This window comes from Moorena sp. SIO3H5, from assembly GCF_010692395.1.
Taxonomy (GTDB): domain Bacteria; phylum Cyanobacteriota; class Cyanobacteriia; order Cyanobacteriales; family Coleofasciculaceae; genus Moorena.
This window is the reverse complement of record NZ_JAAHHS010000166.1, coordinates 1-15,272: the sequence shown is the minus strand read 5'-3', so window position 1 is coordinate 15,272 and position 15,272 is coordinate 1. Positions and strand designations below refer to the sequence as shown.

Sequence of the window (15,272 nt, the reverse complement as noted above, 5' to 3'; positions counted from 1 at the left end):
TAGATATACTCAGGACTTAGGCACACAATCCATGGGTAGGGTGGGCAAAACCTTGCCCACCCTACAGGTAGCTTTAAATTGAGGGATTTGCGTAAGTCCTATATAATTTAAGCTTTTAGCTCTTTTTTCAAAGTTATGGCAACTTGGAGTTGTGTAAAGCAATGTGGGGCTTGCTGTCATCTTGACCCAGCTGAGCGTCCAGGATTAGAGGAATATCTTCTCCCAGAAGAGCTAGCGCTATATTTAAGTATGGTAGGTGAGGGGGGATGGTGTATAAATTTCGACCACACCACCCGTGAATGTCGTATTTATGCCCATCGACCTCGTTTCTGTCGGGTGGAACCTGAGGTATTTCAGGATATGTATGGGGTGGAGCCAGCAGATTTAAATGATTTTGCCATTGACTGCTGTTGGGAGCACATTGAAGCACTTTATGGAGATTGTTCTCTGGAAATGCTGCGCTTTGAGCGGGAAATATCGAGGGAATAGCGAAAATCGAAATTAACGAGTAACTAGTAACGAGTAACAATGCGTGTAAAAATTTGTGGCATTACGAAACCGGAGCAAGGAGATGCGATCGCAAAATTGGGAGCAACAGCATTAGGGTTTATTTGTGTAACAGGCTCTCCTCGTTACGTTACACCCCAACAAATTCGAGGGATGGTCAACCACTTGTCCGTATCAGTTGACCGCATTGGTGTGTTTGCTAATACCTCTACGGAAGAAATTACTAAAATTGTCGCTGATTCAGGGATAAATGCCGTTCAGCTGCATAGTAATGAATCTCCAGAATTTTGCCAAGAGCTGCGCCAAGCTTTACCAGAGATTGAAATTATTAAAGCCTTAAGGATAAGAACTCCAGAATGTTTAAATCAGGCAGATAGTTATTTCAATTGTGTAGATACATTATTGTTAGATGCTTACCATCGAAAAATGTTGGGCGGTACTGGTAAAACCTTGGACTGGCAAAGGCTACAAGAATTTCGTCCCAGTATCCCTTGGTTACTAGCTGGTGGCTTGACACCAGATAATGTCTTAGATGCCCTAACCCTGCTGCAACCCAGTGGGATTGATTTATCCAGTGGTGTAGAGCGAACACCAGGTGATAAAGATTTAAAAAAAGTTACTCGGTTGTTCGATAAATTAGGATCAAGAGTTTAAGTTTGAAGGTTAAAATTTAAATGTTTAATGTTAAGTGTTAAATATTAAAAGCTGAAGGGTTAATGTGAAAATCTGAAGGGTTAATGTTAAAGGGTAAAGGTAAACAGTTAACAGTCAATACTCAATACTCAACAAGGTTTGAGATGATTCCAATGGAATGGTAAAGTGGAATTGACTACCTTGATTTTTCCCCTCAGACTTAGCCCAAATTTTTCCACCCATACCTTTAATAATCTGGCGACAAATAGCTAGACCAAGACCTGTGCCACCAACGGTGCGTCGCAGTGAATCTTCCTCTTGATAAAAACTTTCAAATATTGCGTCTAGCTGACTCGGTTCAATGCCCCTACCTGTATCAGCTACAATTAATTCTAGCATGGGATTATGGCGGCGATTCGTTGTTACAAATCCCATCGACTCAGGTTGAGTTTCATTGATTTGGGCTTGGATAGTGATTTTACCCCCTGGCTCAGTAAACTTACAGGCATTGTCTAGGAGTTTGGTTAAGACTTCTACCAACCCTTCACCATCTGCTTGGACTGTTGGTAACACAAAGGGTAGTTCAACGTTGATTTCTGGTAGAGTCTCTGGTGACCAAATCGATCTCAGAGCAGAAAGAGCCAAGTCTAGGACTTCGATAATCTCGATAGATTCCGGGTAACGACAGGTCTGACCACTTTCTAACTTAGACAGAGTTAGGAAATCTTGAATCAGTTTACGCATGCGCTCGGCATCGGTTAAGGCCGTATCAAGCATAGTTTCCCGAAACTCCCTTGGCATTTCTGGTTCACTCTCTAAACTTTCTAGGCACACTCGAATAGTTGATAAGGGAGTTCGTAATTCATGACCAACGATAGCAATCAGATTATTGCGGGTTCGTTCTAGGGCTTCTAGTTGGTTATGGAGTTCAGTTAAGTCAGTATAAGCTTGAGCTTGATTCAAGGCTACCCCAGCTTGAGTTGCGATCGCTTCTACTAAATCAATATCGTCTTCGAGCCATCGATAGGGTTCCGAACCCCCATGGTGGAGTTCCAGCATCCCCAGCAGTGTTCCTTGATAGTGTATTGGTACCAGTAACCAAGATCGAATCTGCCAACGCTGAATAGTTGTCTTGAAAGCTCGATTATTGTGTAAGTTGGGAGCCTCAGTGACATCAGCAATGGCAATAGCTCGTTCCTGAGCTAGAGCGACTTGAATTAGAGGATTATCTGCTAACGACCACATTTGTCCAGTTAGGGACGGTAAACCAGAAGCAACGGATTCATACTCAATTTTTGCTTGCTGGTCACTAGGACTACAGCGGTAAAGCAGGCAACGGCAAGAATTAAAGGTTTTTCCTAACTCTTTTACTGTCGCTGCTAAAACATCTTGGGGATTGAGGGAGCGACGGATGGTGGCGGTAATAGCATTAATCAGACGCTCCTTGCGTTCTTTGGTGGTCAGGACTCGATAAGCTTTCAGGAGTTTATATTGACTCGCTTGCAGATAAGTTACCAGCCGCTGAGCAAAAATACTAATATCAATCCCTGCACTGGTCAGCAACAATGTTTGCTCTGGGAGCTCTGTGGTCAAACCATAGTGCTGCCATACCTGCTCCACTTTTGGGACTAGTTCTGGTCGATAACTAGCAATCCGTCCCAGTAACAGTCGAGCAGCATGAATAGTAACCCGGGGGTCAAAGGACCAAAATCCCTCAAACCTGCGCGTCTGCTCCATAGAAGTTGCTGGTGTCAGTTGTTCTCGACAAATTAGGCAAGCTGTATACTTCTGCGCCAAAATCACCAGGTGCCACTCTTGGGCAAGACCATCATTTGGGTCTAAGAAGATAGTTTCTAAGGAGTCTTCAACCACAGCAAAGCCAGACTCGGATTCTGGTGCCGCCAGCACATAAACTTGGTTTGTACGTTGGGCAATTCGCTGATAGCGCTGGACTTCCTGACGATAAAACTTCTCATGTTGGAAATTGGCAATCACCAAGGGAGAGTCATCCACTGCTAGCACGAGGTCTTCCATGGCATGAGAAAGAGCTGTCAAGGAAGATTTGAAGTACATTTGGCAGCGCAGATGTGGTAGCTCTTGCAGTAAATCCCCCAGCAACGAATTCGGATTATTCACCTAGAAATCCCTCCCTAAATAGTCCCACTCCACCCATGAGGGGGATAGTTTTACCTCAAAAAACCCTTTTGATCAAACCAACCCTTTTGATCAAGGGATTACTTATTAGTTGTTAGCTGTTAACTTTTGGAATTTTGAATATTCACGACTGAGTTGATCTGGTACCGTTGCCCCAGAAAGCTCAGCCTGACCCAAATCTACATCAGATAGAGTGACACGTCTCAAGTCTACCTGACTCAAAATTGCTCCACTCAAGTTTGCTTGAGAAAGGTCAGCATCACACAGATTTGCCCTAGTCAAGTCTGCCTGGTGCAGACAAGCACCAGTCAAGTTAGCCCCTCTTAAATCAGCGTAGCGTAGGTCTGCCCTGGTTAAATTAGCTCCTCGCAAATCGGTATCCTGAAGAACGGTTAATCTTAAATCGGCTCGGGTTAGAATAGCTTGGTTCAGGTTTACTCTAGTCAGATTCGCCCGAATCATAAATGCCTGACTCAAGTTAGCCTGTACTAGAGAGGTTTTTTTCAAATTAGTTCGCCACAGTTTCGCTCCTGTCAGATTTGCCTGATTAAGGTTGACTTCCTGTAAAACCGCGAGACTCAGGTTGGCATCAGCTAGGTTGACTCGTCTGAAAATTACTCCACTCAGATTGACTTCACTCAGGTTGATTTGCTGGAGATCTACCTCACGAAAATCCTTCTCACCTGCTGAATAACGCTCTAGAAGCTCATTAGTATCCATTTGGGGTATCCATAGCTGGCAGCTGCGCCAACTTAACATTATGTTACTTTTAATGTAACATAATGTTAATTATACTTTTTGTATGTAAAGGATTATGTTATATTTAGAAGTTTTATCTAGAGATAAGCTATTCTTATCGGTGCCTGCAAGGAATTGGTGATATAATATCAGACTTACCTGTTCGGGTAAGTGTCGGCTTCAAGGTAACCCTAGCTATTCCTTGTGCTTTTAAGCTGGCGTAAAGTCTTTGCTGACTTGGTGTGGGATGCCACAATAGAGATCCAACTGAAGATCTAAGAGCAGTTGTCACCATTGATAGCCCAATAGCTGATTTGGGGGTAAGCTCAGAATAAGCTGTTGCTGTAACCAACGCTATGGTCTATTGATTTGAAAACTGCGTTGACCAGATCGAATGTTGCTTTGATGATTATCATCAATCTGTTGTGATTAGCCGTTCTGATAAGGAAAAATTGCCGTGGAAGCTGGGAATCAGCAAAGGATTTTAGGCTATTTCATTGAAGAAGCGAAAGAACACCTGGAAACCATTGAACAGGGACTGTTAAATCTGGGCTCAGTGGTCAATGAACCAGAGACGGTTAATGAATTGTTTCGCGCTGCTCATTCTGTCAAAGGCGGGGCGGCCATGTTGGGGTTTACAAGTATTCAAAAGACTGCCCATCGTTTAGAGGATTCTTTCAAAGTACTTCAAGAGAATAAGATTCAGGTTGATCAACAGCTGGAGACTCTGTTTTTAAAGAGTTATGATACCCTCAAAGCTTTGATTGATCTGTTGGAAGGACCGTTTGGGTTTGAGCAAAGTGAAGCAGAAAAAACTCTAAAAGCAGCTCAGCCAGGCTTTGAACAATTGCAGAGTTATCTCAAAACTTTGGTCAGTGGTGAGAGTCAATCAGCAGCCGCAATGGCTTCTAGCTCTGCTGGTGAAAAAGCGATTCGTTCTGATCAAGTTTCGACTAGCAAAGGGTCTTCTTCAGCAAAAGGTAAATTTCCCCCAGACTTTGGGCCGAAGGTGATTAGCGTACTTAAAGATATGCTAGAGCTGTTTAAACAATCTTCGACGCCAACCAATCGCCAACAACTTCAAAAGCTTTGTAAGCGTCTGGCTCAACTGGGGGCTGGGATTGGTAGTTGGCATAAATTAGTGGGAGTTTGCCATAAAGCGATCGCAAATCCTAAAAACTCCTATATCCAGTTAGCACCATTAGTGATCAAAGAACTCAAGGAAGCTAGTGACCACTTGCAAGCAGCACAGGGTAATCTAGACGAGTTGCGAAAGGCAGCGGCTGCGATCGCTCCGAGTTCAGCACTGCAAAAACTAGCAGCTGTAGGATCTACTGGGCCAAACCGAACCACTAAGGGTAAGGAAATTACGATTGTGGTAGAACCAAAAGCCGCCGCCAAGGTACTCATCCAAGCCTTTGATAAACCCCAGCTGTCAAAACTGATTAAGTTACTGATTCCAGCAACTCGTGCTTCTTCCTAGGCCAACAAGCTGGGTTTTTGATTGATTAACGTCCTAAGTGCCGTGATGCCAGCTGCATGGCATCATAAATATCCACATCCCCATCCCCATCAGCATCTAGAAAGCCAGTGAGTACAGAATTAGAACCAAGGGGATTCTGAATATTGGTGCCAGTCTTGAGGAAATTCAATACCACGGGGACTAGGGTTGGTAGCATAGCTTGGATGATACCAGCATTAATGCCTGTCTTGCTAGTAATTTCTCCAACAAGCTCCTGGATCTGAGGCGCACTAAAGAGCATATTGACCACTTGGGAACTAGCACCAATGCCACCAAATTGATTAACTAGTGCTTGTACCGGCTCATCTCCTTCACTTGTGCGCTTTTGTTGGAGCGCTGAACGCACATACTTACCTACAATTGAGGTGGCAGATTGCACGGCTGAGGGCTGTGTTTGATAGGCACCACTCAACTGCTGTACCGTGTTCAGAATATCCCCTAGCTGACTAGAACTAGCTTGTTGTGTAGGACTATTAATGGCACTGAGAATAGTATTGAATAAGCTCATTGTTTTTTAAAAGATTTTAACAGTCAGATTTAAACAGTTGTTTCCCAAATCAATCATGACTGATTGATTATAGTTCCCTACTATAACTTATGGCTGAGTAGTTAATGTGAACTCCCCTCAACTAGACCCTTCGAGTTAGTTCCGGCTTCGAGTCTCTTTGGCTATTACCTCCATCCACTCTTATTACAAGTCTTAGACAGCGTGTCGGGTTCAGGAGATGGGGTAATTATTGTGGGATCTTCTAAGATTAATAATTAAAAGCTATCCTATCTTCCATGCCCCTGCCACGTCTACTAACCCTAATTATTGGTCTCATTATTATTCTGGGGCTAATGCTTTGGTTGATTAATGGTATATACCAACTGTATATCCAAATTTCCTTTACTGCTCCGGTACTGGCTAATTTAGTGCTGCTGTTGGCGATTACCTTGCTAGGGCTACTAATATGGGCCTTAATCTACACCATGGGGTTATTTGGTAAATCCCGGAAACGGCCAGATAAAGGTCGTTTGCAACCTAAAGCCCCCGAGGTGAAAACCGAAGCAGCAGAAGAAACCCTTAAAGCAGTAAGGCAACAGGTCAAACAGATTCAGGATGAAGTGTCACGACAAGCGATGCTGCGTCGCTCTGAAGAAATTGAAGCTATCCTCTCCCGTGGGGAACTGTTAGTGGTAGTGTTTGGTACTGGTTCAGCGGGCAAAACTTCTCTAGTGAATGCTTTGATTGGTCGGATGGTGGGTGAAGTCGGTGCCCCCATGGGAACGACCGAGGTTGGGGAAACCTACAAACTAAAGCTGAAGGGATTAGAACGCCCGATTCTGATTACTGATACACCAGGAATTTTAGAATCTGGTGTGGTTGGGACTCAGCGAGAGCAATGGGCACGACATCTAGCAACGGAAGCGGATTTGTTGTTATTCGTGGTGGATAACGATTTACGACACTCAGAGTATGATCCATTCCAAAAATTGGCACAGATTGGGAAGCGATCGCTTCTGGTCTTCAATAAAATTGACTTATACACGGAACAAGACTCAGAAAGGATTATAGCACGATTGCGCCACCGAGTAAGGAGCTTTATTGCTGGTTCAGATGTAGTTGCGATCGCAGCCAATCCCCAGCCTGTTACCCTAGAAAATGGTCAACTTTGCCAACCTGAACCGGAAATTTTGCCCTTAATCCGTCGCTTAGCTGCTGTATTAAGAGCAGAGGGAGAAGAGTTGATTGCTGATAACATTCTGCTACAATCCCAGCGCTTAGGCCAAGAAACTCGACACATCCTCAACAAGCAGCGCAGGCGAGAAGCAGAGAAAGTGGTGGAACGGTTCCAGTGGATTGGGGCCAGTGTAATTTCTCTGACTCCCTTACCCGTGGTGGATTTGTTAGCAACTGCAGCAGTTAATGCCCAAATGGTAGTGGAAATTGGCAAAATCTACGGCTGTGAACTGAATATGGAACGGGGTAGGGAATTAGCGTTATCCTTGGGAAAAACCTTAGCTAGTTTGGGTATTGTCAAGGGAGCGATTCAAATCCTTAGCACTACACTAAGGTTGAATCTTGCCACCTATGTTGTAGGCAAAGCCATTCAAGGGGTAACCGCTGCTTATCTAATCCGAATTGCTGGGAAAAGCTTTATTGAATACTTCCGCAATGACCAAGACTGGGGAGATGGAGGGATGAGTGAAGTGGTGCAGAAGCAGTTTCAGTTAAACCAGCGGGATGAGTTTATTAAAGCCTTTGTCAGTGAAGCGATCGCAAAAGTAGTCCAACCTCTGACAGGAAAAGCAGAAGTCCAATCACCAATGGATGAAGGGGACGAAACTAAGGACAAATGAAGCAAATCATAAATCTCCGCCATTATGGCTATCAAATCGACTCACATTCGTGTTTAATGAAATAGAGTAGATTCAATGTTTTCTCCAGTCCCCCATGCCCCTCACATCAATGGGGGATTTCTTTTTATCTATTGTTTTCTATATCGTTTTCTCAAGGAGAACAATCTACTACCTATAGTCAAAGCTTTAGGTAGCTAGTTTCAACCTGCCCCGATATGCAGCACGGAGCAATCTGTCGATGGAGTCTCTCTCTTCAGAGGTGAGTGAATCTTGCAATAGAGCTGACATCAATCCATATCGATCAGCAATAGTTATTTTTCCAGAGCTGCTAACTTTAGCAAATAATTCTGGTATAGCACCGGGAATAAGATGAGCTGGAGCCAACATTAGACTATAGGGTAATGGCTATTGTTTATATTTGTAACCTTTTTCCGGAACTTGGGGATGTGGGGCTATACCCCCTGTGATATTAAGTCTGGTTGCACACCCACTTTCTACTGCCACTAAGCGTGGGTCTTTTCTTCTAGGTAAACCTTACTACTGAGCTAACAGTGCTTTAGCCTTTTGCCAGAGAGCCTCCAACTCACCTAAGGTGTAATCAGACAGTGGGCGCTCAGCCAATGCTTCGACTTGCGCTAACCTTTCAATAAACCGTCCTTGGGTTCCCTGCACAGCAGCTGAAGGGTCAAGGTCATACCAACGCGCAATATTAATCAGAGTAAACAGTAAGTCTCCCAATTCTGCTTCCTGGTGGGCTTTATCATCCTGTTCAAGTGCTTGTTCAAACTCAGCCAATTCTTCGTGAAACTTATCCCAAACTCCCTCAACATTATCCCACTCAAACCCACCACTAGCGGCTTTTTTCGATATCTTCATCCCAGCCATTAGAGGGGGAAGGGTTTTACTATAGCGACTTAGTTTACGACTCAATAATTGCTTATCCGCAACGGTTTCTCCTTTCTCTGCTGCCTTAATGTCCTCCCAGTTTTGACGCACCTCCTCGAGATTATCAATCTCGACATCACCGAACACATGGGGATGACGGCGGATTAGTTTTTGAGTAATCCCCTGAGCTACTTCGGTCAAGGTAAACTGACCTTGCTCACTACTAATCTGAGCTTGCAGAACTACCTGCAATAACAAATCACCCAACTCCTCTGCGATCGCATCTTGATTCTCACTCCGAATCGCATCCACTACCTCATAAGCTTCTTCAATCACATAGGGAATTAGGGACTGAGGGGTCTGAGCCAAATCCCAAGGACAACCACCCTCAGGCGATCGCAATCTGGCTACTACATCAATCAACTCTTGCAAAGCGGACAACATCGACACCTGATCAACTGGCTGAGCTTGTTCCGGGGAAGTAGACATAAAACCGAAAAGCGAAAGGCCACTTAATTATTCTTAACGAAATCTACCACTAATGCCAAATTTTAGGTAAGCATTCAGCTATCAGCTATCAGCTATCAGCTATTAGCTTATGCCCATGCTACTTGAAGTGCTATCAGCTTTCAGGCGCTTTAACTGTACGGGGTCGGATCAGTAAAGCGAGCAGGGATTTTCAACCAGCCGTACCAGCACCCCCCACCTTGTTTACTACCTCCCGTTGATTAGCTGACGGCTGACAGCTGATAGCTGTTGGCGTAGCCTGCGCGTAGCGCATATTTTTACCTTTTGCCTTTGCGTGCTTTAGGTCTTTGTGGTTTAGGCTTACCCGCACCCCTGCCCTTAGTCCTGCCTTGCTTGGGAGACCATAACCCCGTGATCCCACTTTTTTTAAACTGCTTATAAGCCGAACTTCCCCAATCACTGACAAAATGCGCGATCGCACCCAACTCCAATCCCACCACACAGGCCATCAACCAGGTACGATATTCCCACACCCTACCACCCAGCCCTTGAATCAGCTCCAGCCAACGATCTGGCTCATCTTGGAATAGCTGAAACACCAGCAATCCCACACCCCCAAACAAGACGATCCAATTCCCTAGATAAAGCAGTCTCAAAATCGTCCCAATCACTGGTCCATGAGAAAAAATAGAACGGTGAGGCACCATCCTCTGATAAGGAATCCAAATCCAGCGCAACCAGCCCCAACGCTTAAAGGGTCGAGAGTATAGATCCAAATCAGGGCTAAACATCAAGCCACCGAACAGAAAGCCTCCAGCTACAATCAAGGTCAAATCACTACTCCGAGTTACTACTAAGCTCAAAACCGTGACTACTGGCAAACTCCACAAGGTTATGCGATCATGTATATAGCCAGAGGACATATTTTTTATAGTTGTTGTCGTCTTTGGAAAAATATGTTATAGTAAACAAGTATTGCATACGGGCGGTTAGCTCAGCGGTAGAGCGCCTGCCTTACAAGCAGGACGTCACTGGTTCGAATCCAGTACTGCCCATGTCCGTAATGAATATTTTTTTTATTCTGTTGTCGGGAATCCCTGTATTGATGCAGTCGCTCATAGGGAGGGGCTGCATCAATACAATGAAAAGCCATTTTTATAAAAATGGCTTGTAGCGATCGTAAGCATATGCTTACTAGCGATCGCTACAAGGGTTGGTTAGTAAGCAAAAGGGGCGATTATTGTCTAAAAATTCATCATAGCCACACTGGGAGACCCATTTTCATTCAGCTGTTTGTAGTCTTGAAGTTGCTTTTGCAGATCAACATGCAGGTGATCAATCTCCTCTTTTTCCAGGATTTCTAATAGGGCTAGATTCAAGGTTTGCTGGGCAGCAAAGTAGAGGTTGGGATCAGTAACAAATACCCTAATTATAATCACCCGAGCATTCTCTTCAATGTGAGAAAATAAAACTAGTTTTTTTTGCTCATGTAAGCCATCGATATAGGTAACTTTTTCTTCAATAGACTTACAAATTTGACTAGTTTTTTGCGCGGAAATACCATCAATTTTTAGAGTTAAATTTATACCCCACTCAAAGGTATTGCAAGTCTTCTGGGACCAATTTTCTACAACGCCAGCAATCATTTTAGAATTGGGAACTTTTTTGATAGAACCCCACTCAGTCAGACGTAGCTGTGTACTTCTCAGACCAATACTGACGATCTGAACAAAACCATTGACTCCGTCAACTCCTACCCAGTCACCGGGTTTATAGAGACCATCAGCGTAGATAATCACCGTACAAAACCAGTCATAGATAATGTCTTTTAATAACAAACCTAAGGCGACACCTGCGCCACCGACTAGACCGATCAGTGCACCGGCAGATGCCCCCAACAAAATCTCACTGCCTTTAATCACAGCAATCAGGATTGCTGCTGTCTGAAAAAGCCTTGGGAAGTAGGGGACGAACAAATCGTCTAGTTCAGTTTCAGTGTGTGCCGCCAATCCGGCTAGCACCTCCCCCAGTAGTGGAGCAGCACGGTAAAGAATATAGGTAACAATGAACAGAGCGCTGACAAAGAGAATCTCGGGGATTTTCTGATTCTGTTCAGGACTAAGATGCCTTGCCACAACACTATGTACTAGCCATAGTCCAGCCAGCCAAATTAGCCAGCCTAATGGTGCCCTCAGAATCTTAATAAACTCATCGTCTAGGGTGCTTTCTGTAGCACTAGTCAGACGCTCGATTCTGTGAATGATTATTGAAGTGAACAAACCTCGACAGATTTGGGTGAGCAGGAGGATGATCACCATAATAACTATTGTGGAAAGAGGGATGTTGCCGAGCTGGAAGTCGGACTCAAATATCCTTTCTTTGATTAAGTTGATAAGGTTTTCCATAGTTTTGACTAAAATAGAACAGCAGAGAGCTCCATCTGCCTAGTTGCACTGGTTCTTAAACTTAGATATTGCACTAGGACAAAACTAGTTGATAATAGGTAAAGTTGGCTGGAATAGCAGATGAGTTAAAGACTAGTTATTAGTTACAGCGGTTTGCACTTCAGTTAGGTACAAAGTTTTGGGTTTGTAGGGAGCAGGGAGCAGGGAGCAGAGAAGAGGGAAGATGAGAAAAAATGTGTACCTGATAGTTATGCAAACCGCAGTACTGTGTTTAGCTAATAACTAGTCGAGGTTTTATCAATGTAGATAATAATTTGTGTTCCATGAATATTAACTAAGAAGTTATTAGCTTTTAGTTAAAGGTAAGACATCTCAGTATAATCTAAAAAACTCAACACCAACTATAGTAATAATACTGTAGTAATAATACTGATCATAAATGTATTATCAATTAACGTAGTAATTGCTTAAGTAAGAGGACTTATAAACTAGGATTAAAGGAATCAAGAATCGAGCTATAGCAAAGGGAAGAGGGAATAGGTAGCAGGGAGTAGGCAATAGGGAGTAGGCAATAGGGAATAAAAATCATCACAATTTGTACACGGATTGCTAGACTGAAATAAGTAATGACTTACTTCTTAACTATTCAAAATATAACACCACCAAATAACCTATCAAATCTCCATATTTTTCATATAAATGTAAGTAATTTTTAGTTCAATTAACTATTAATATTTATTGCTTGATTATTGTCTCGACTATCAGTTTAGATCTAACTCAGCTAAAATTTATCAAATTCAAGGCAAACTAACTAAAACTTTAACTAGATCAAGATTGGATAAAAAAAAATATGATGATATAAAATTCGTTCGATAGTTTATCCCTTTATATACAAGGGAACAGGGAACAGGGAACAGGGAAAGAGCTCGGAGGATTTTTTGGTGTTATTAAAAAGCGATGCAGCATGGTCTTAGTGCGCTGCATCGCTACTCCCTACTCCCTACTCCCTAAAACCTAGGACGAGCTACCTCACCCTTGGCCAAAAGGCCACGCTACGCGAACATCCTTCTAGGCATAAACTTTTTGATAGTAAGCTTGATACTCTTGGGATAGCAATGGTTGCCACCAATCCCGGTTGCTGAGATACCACTCAATGGTTTTACGTAGGCCACCTGCTAAGGTTTCCGTTGGTTCCCAACCCAGTTCAGTTTTAATTTTAGTCGCATCAATAGCATAGCGACGGTCATGGCCTGGGCGGTCTTTGACAAAGGTAATTAACTCTTGGGCTGGAGCGACCGGTAGATCAGGGGCTAATTCATTCATCAGCTCGCAAATCTGGTGAACTAGATCAAGGTTTTTGACTTCGTTATTGCCACCAATGTTATAGGTTTCTCCTGGTTGACCTTTGTGAATCACTACATCTAAAGCACGGCAATGATCACCCACATAGAGCCAATCTCGAATATTTTGTCCATCCCCGTACACCGGTAGAGATTTGCCTAACAGGATGTTGATGCACATCAGGGGAATTAATTTTTCTGGAAAATGATAGGGTCCGTAGTTATTGGAGCAATTAGTGATAATAGTCGGGACCCCATAAGTATGGTAATAAGCCCGGGCAAGATGGTCACTGCCAGCTTTGGAAGCAGAATAAGGACTGTTGGGGGCATAGGGTGTGGTTTCACAGAAGGCTGGGTCATCAGCACTTAGACTGCCATACACTTCATCCGTGGAAACATGGAGGAAGCGATAATCCCTTGGTTGTCCTTGATTTTGCCATTTTTGCCGGAAGGACTCTAGTAGGGTAAAGGAACCGACCACATTAGTGCGGATAAAAGCATCGGGTCCTAAAATGGAGCGGTCAACGTGGGATTCAGCAGCAAAATGGGCGACAGTGTCGATGCTTTCTTCCTGGAGCAGGCGGTCTACTAGAGTGCGATCGCATATGTCTCCCTGGACAAACCGCAAATTTGCTTTCTCTTCCAGACCGGCCAGATTCTGCCGGTTGCCAGCATAGGTCAGAGCATCCAGTACCACCACGCGATCGCCTGGGTACTTTTCACACCAGTGATGAACAAAATTCGAGCCAATAAATCCTGCACCACCTGTTACTAGTAATTGGCGAGGTTGTCTAGTAGTCAGGGATTTTTGTTCAGAAGAATTCATGATTAGTGTTAGTGGGTTAGTGCTTCAATGGGTTAGTAGAAAAGTCAGCTATCAGCTATCAGCTATCAGCTGACGGCTGACTGCTGACCGCTAAATGCTTCCCTTAAGTTAGTTCAACTTGAGAGTCATCACCAATCATGAATCGTAAGGCTTTTGGATGTTGGGGTGCAGCTTTAACTTGAGCTCTTTCTCCAATTAAACTATCAACAATTCGTTGATGAATTCCCGTTAATTTAGCCCCTTTTAGAATCACGCTATGCTCAATATCAGCATCTAGGAGAGTAGCTTGGTCAGCAATGCTAGTATATGGACCAATAAAGCAGTTTTCTAGATGGCAGTTTTCACCAATGGTAACTGGACCACGAATGGTACAATTAGTAATATAAGACCCCTTACCAATCTGTACCCGTCCGCTAATTCGACTTTCGGAGTCAATTTCACCATCAACAGCAGATTCTAGGCAAGTATCTAGAATAATCTGGTTAGCAGCTAACAAGTCATCTTTTTTTCCAGTATCGAGCCACCAACCTTTGATTTGAAAAGCTTCTACATTTTTTTGCTGATCAATCAAGTATTGAATCGCATCGGTAATTTCGAGTTCCCCTCTAGCAGAAGGCTGGATGTTAGCAATTGCTTGATGGATAACAGGAGAAAATAGGTAAACACCCACCAGTGCTAGATTAGAAGGAGGAACTTTCGGTTTTTCTACTAGCTGCAACACTCGGCCAAATTCATCGACTTTGGCAACACCAAAAGCAGTAGGATTTTCTACTTCCCTTAGCAGAGTAAGAGCATCCAGATTTTTCTTCTGGAAATTCTCTACAAATAAGTTCAGCTCACTTTGAACCAAGTTGTCTCCCAAGTACATTACAAAGGGAGAATCTTCGAGAAAGGGTTGGGCGACTTTAACGGCGTGGGCAAGTCCTAAGGGTTGGTCTTGGAGGATATAGGTAATGTTGGCTCCGAAGCGATCGCCATTTCCTGTTTTAGCCTTAACTTCTTCCCCAGTTTCAGGACTGATAATAATACCGATATCAGTAATACCAGCAGCGATAATGGCTTCAACCCCGTACCACAAAATTGGTTTATTAGCAACAGGTACTAACTGTTTGGCACCAGTATAAGTTAGGGGACGTAAACGAGTGCCTTTTCCCCCAGAAAGAATTAGTGCTTTCATAAGCTATATGAAATCCTCACTATAAAGTCTGAAATATGAAATATGAATTATTCAAGGTTGTTTGCCCTTGGCGTTCGGTGAAGGGAAGGTTGAAGGTTGAAGGTTTAAGGTTGAAGGTTTAAGGTTGTTTGGTGCGCAGGTTGTTTGGTTGAACTTGAACTATAGCGGTTCTCATAGTAATCAGGTACACAGGATTGTTTTCCGATTCCCAATTCCCGATTCCCGATTCCCGATTCCCGATTCCCGATTCCCGATTCCCGATTCCCGATTCCCA

13 protein-coding genes and 1 tRNA gene are annotated in these 15,272 nt (G+C 43.6%); 5 read left to right on the top strand and 9 right to left on the bottom strand.

Annotated features, from left to right (window positions below; all coding sequences use genetic code 11):
• The first annotated feature begins 135 nt into the window (after positions 1-135).
• Both F6K52_RS18610 and F6K52_RS18605 read left to right on the top strand, forming a co-directional pair.
• On the top strand, positions 136-489 hold the full coding sequence (locus F6K52_RS18610; RefSeq protein WP_293080676.1) for a YkgJ family cysteine cluster protein: 354 nt from the start codon (positions 136-138) through the stop codon (positions 487-489).
• Positions 490-528: 39 nt separating this feature from the next.
• The gene (locus tag F6K52_RS18605; protein ID WP_293080673.1) at positions 529-1,161 is read left to right on the top strand and encodes a phosphoribosylanthranilate isomerase; all 633 of its coding nucleotides are present in this window, start codon (positions 529-531) and stop codon (positions 1,159-1,161) included.
• A gap of 114 nt (positions 1,162-1,275) precedes the next feature.
• Here the strand turns inward: F6K52_RS18605 and F6K52_RS18600 are convergent, their stop codons facing one another.
• Both F6K52_RS18600 and F6K52_RS18595 read right to left on the bottom strand, forming a co-directional pair.
• Positions 1,276-3,276: a DICT sensory domain-containing protein gene (locus F6K52_RS18600; protein ID WP_293080670.1), complete on the bottom strand. Its 2,001-nt coding sequence runs from the start codon at positions 3,274-3,276 to the stop codon at positions 1,276-1,278.
• Between the two features lie 105 nt (positions 3,277-3,381).
• Entirely contained in the window at positions 3,382-4,014 is a 633-nt protein-coding gene (locus tag F6K52_RS18595) for a pentapeptide repeat-containing protein (RefSeq protein WP_293080667.1), read from the bottom strand.
• Positions 4,015-4,489: 475 nt separating this feature from the next.
• On the opposite strand from F6K52_RS18595, the gene F6K52_RS18590 reads away from it, so the two are divergent.
• The gene (locus tag F6K52_RS18590; protein ID WP_293080664.1) at positions 4,490-5,515 is read left to right on the top strand and encodes an Hpt domain-containing protein; all 1,026 of its coding nucleotides are present in this window, start codon (positions 4,490-4,492) and stop codon (positions 5,513-5,515) included.
• A gap of 25 nt (positions 5,516-5,540) precedes the next feature.
• Here F6K52_RS18590 and F6K52_RS18585 read toward each other — a convergent pair whose 3' ends face one another.
• A complete protein-coding gene (locus F6K52_RS18585) occupies positions 5,541-6,062 on the bottom strand; it encodes a hypothetical protein (protein ID WP_293080660.1) in 522 nt (173 codons plus the stop codon).
• 275 nt (positions 6,063-6,337) lie between these two features.
• On the opposite strand from F6K52_RS18585, the gene F6K52_RS18580 reads away from it, so the two are divergent.
• The gene (locus F6K52_RS18580; RefSeq protein ID WP_293080658.1) at positions 6,338-7,897 is read left to right on the top strand and encodes a GTP-binding protein; all 1,560 of its coding nucleotides are present in this window, start codon (positions 6,338-6,340) and stop codon (positions 7,895-7,897) included.
• Positions 7,898-8,083: 186 nt separating this feature from the next.
• On the opposite strand, the gene F6K52_RS18575 is transcribed toward F6K52_RS18580, so the two are convergent.
• From F6K52_RS18575 to F6K52_RS18565, 3 genes are all read right to left on the bottom strand, one after another.
• Positions 8,084-8,284, bottom strand: a complete 201-nt coding sequence (locus F6K52_RS18575; protein ID WP_293080655.1) for a hypothetical protein — start codon at positions 8,282-8,284, stop codon at positions 8,084-8,086.
• A gap of 150 nt (positions 8,285-8,434) precedes the next feature.
• Positions 8,435-9,271: a nucleoside triphosphate pyrophosphohydrolase gene (gene mazG / locus F6K52_RS18570; RefSeq protein WP_293080652.1), complete on the bottom strand. Its 837-nt coding sequence runs from the start codon at positions 9,269-9,271 to the stop codon at positions 8,435-8,437.
• 296 nt (positions 9,272-9,567) lie between these two features.
• Positions 9,568-10,173, bottom strand: a complete 606-nt coding sequence (locus F6K52_RS18565; protein WP_293080649.1) for a metal-binding protein — start codon at positions 10,171-10,173, stop codon at positions 9,568-9,570.
• 60 nt (positions 10,174-10,233) lie between these two features.
• On the opposite strand from F6K52_RS18565, the gene F6K52_RS18560 reads away from it, so the two are divergent.
• Positions 10,234-10,305, top strand: a tRNA-Val gene (locus F6K52_RS18560).
• 189 nt (positions 10,306-10,494) lie between these two features.
• Here F6K52_RS18560 and F6K52_RS18555 read toward each other — a convergent pair.
• The 3 genes from F6K52_RS18555 to F6K52_RS18545 all read right to left on the bottom strand — a co-directional run bounded on the left by F6K52_RS18555 (position 10,495) and on the right by F6K52_RS18545 (position 14,998).
• A complete protein-coding gene (locus F6K52_RS18555) occupies positions 10,495-11,655 on the bottom strand; it encodes a mechanosensitive ion channel domain-containing protein (RefSeq protein WP_293080647.1) in 1,161 nt (386 codons plus the stop codon).
• A 1,068-nt stretch (positions 11,656-12,723) separates the two neighbouring features.
• Positions 12,724-13,821 carry a dTDP-glucose 4,6-dehydratase gene (gene rfbB, locus F6K52_RS18550; RefSeq protein WP_293080645.1) on the bottom strand — a complete coding sequence of 366 codons (1,098 nt, stop codon included), beginning with the start codon at positions 13,819-13,821 and terminating at the stop codon, positions 12,724-12,726.
• A gap of 103 nt (positions 13,822-13,924) precedes the next feature.
• Positions 13,925-14,998 carry a glucose-1-phosphate thymidylyltransferase gene (locus F6K52_RS18545; protein WP_293080643.1) on the bottom strand — a complete coding sequence of 358 codons (1,074 nt, stop codon included), beginning with the start codon at positions 14,996-14,998 and terminating at the stop codon, positions 13,925-13,927.
• Between the last annotated feature and the right edge of the window lie 274 nt (positions 14,999-15,272).

Bases quoted from the DNA above. Each gene is read 5' to 3' on its own strand.
- F6K52_RS18610 (WP_293080676.1), top strand. From the start codon at position 136: ATGGCAACTTGGAGTTGTGTAAAGCAATGTGGGGCTTGCTGTCATCTT.
- F6K52_RS18605 (WP_293080673.1), top strand. From the start codon at position 529: ATGCGTGTAAAAATTTGTGGCATTACGAAACCGGAGCAAGGAGATGCG.
- F6K52_RS18595 (WP_293080667.1), bottom strand. From the start codon at position 4,014: ATGGATACTAATGAGCTTCTAGAGCGTTATTCAGCAGGTGAGAAGGAT.
- F6K52_RS18585 (WP_293080660.1), bottom strand. From the start codon at position 6,062: ATGAGCTTATTCAATACTATTCTCAGTGCCATTAATAGTCCTACACAA.
- F6K52_RS18580 (WP_293080658.1), top strand. From the start codon at position 6,338: ATGCCCCTGCCACGTCTACTAACCCTAATTATTGGTCTCATTATTATT.
- F6K52_RS18575 (WP_293080655.1), bottom strand. From the start codon at position 8,284: ATGTTGGCTCCAGCTCATCTTATTCCCGGTGCTATACCAGAATTATTT.
- mazG (WP_293080652.1), bottom strand. From the start codon at position 9,271: ATGTCTACTTCCCCGGAACAAGCTCAGCCAGTTGATCAGGTGTCGATG.
- F6K52_RS18565 (WP_293080649.1), bottom strand. From the start codon at position 10,173: ATGTCCTCTGGCTATATACATGATCGCATAACCTTGTGGAGTTTGCCA.
- F6K52_RS18555 (WP_293080647.1), bottom strand. From the start codon at position 11,655: ATGGAAAACCTTATCAACTTAATCAAAGAAAGGATATTTGAGTCCGAC.
- rfbB (WP_293080645.1), bottom strand. From the start codon at position 13,821: ATGAATTCTTCTGAACAAAAATCCCTGACTACTAGACAACCTCGCCAA.
- F6K52_RS18545 (WP_293080643.1), bottom strand. From the start codon at position 14,998: ATGAAAGCACTAATTCTTTCTGGGGGAAAAGGCACTCGTTTACGTCCC.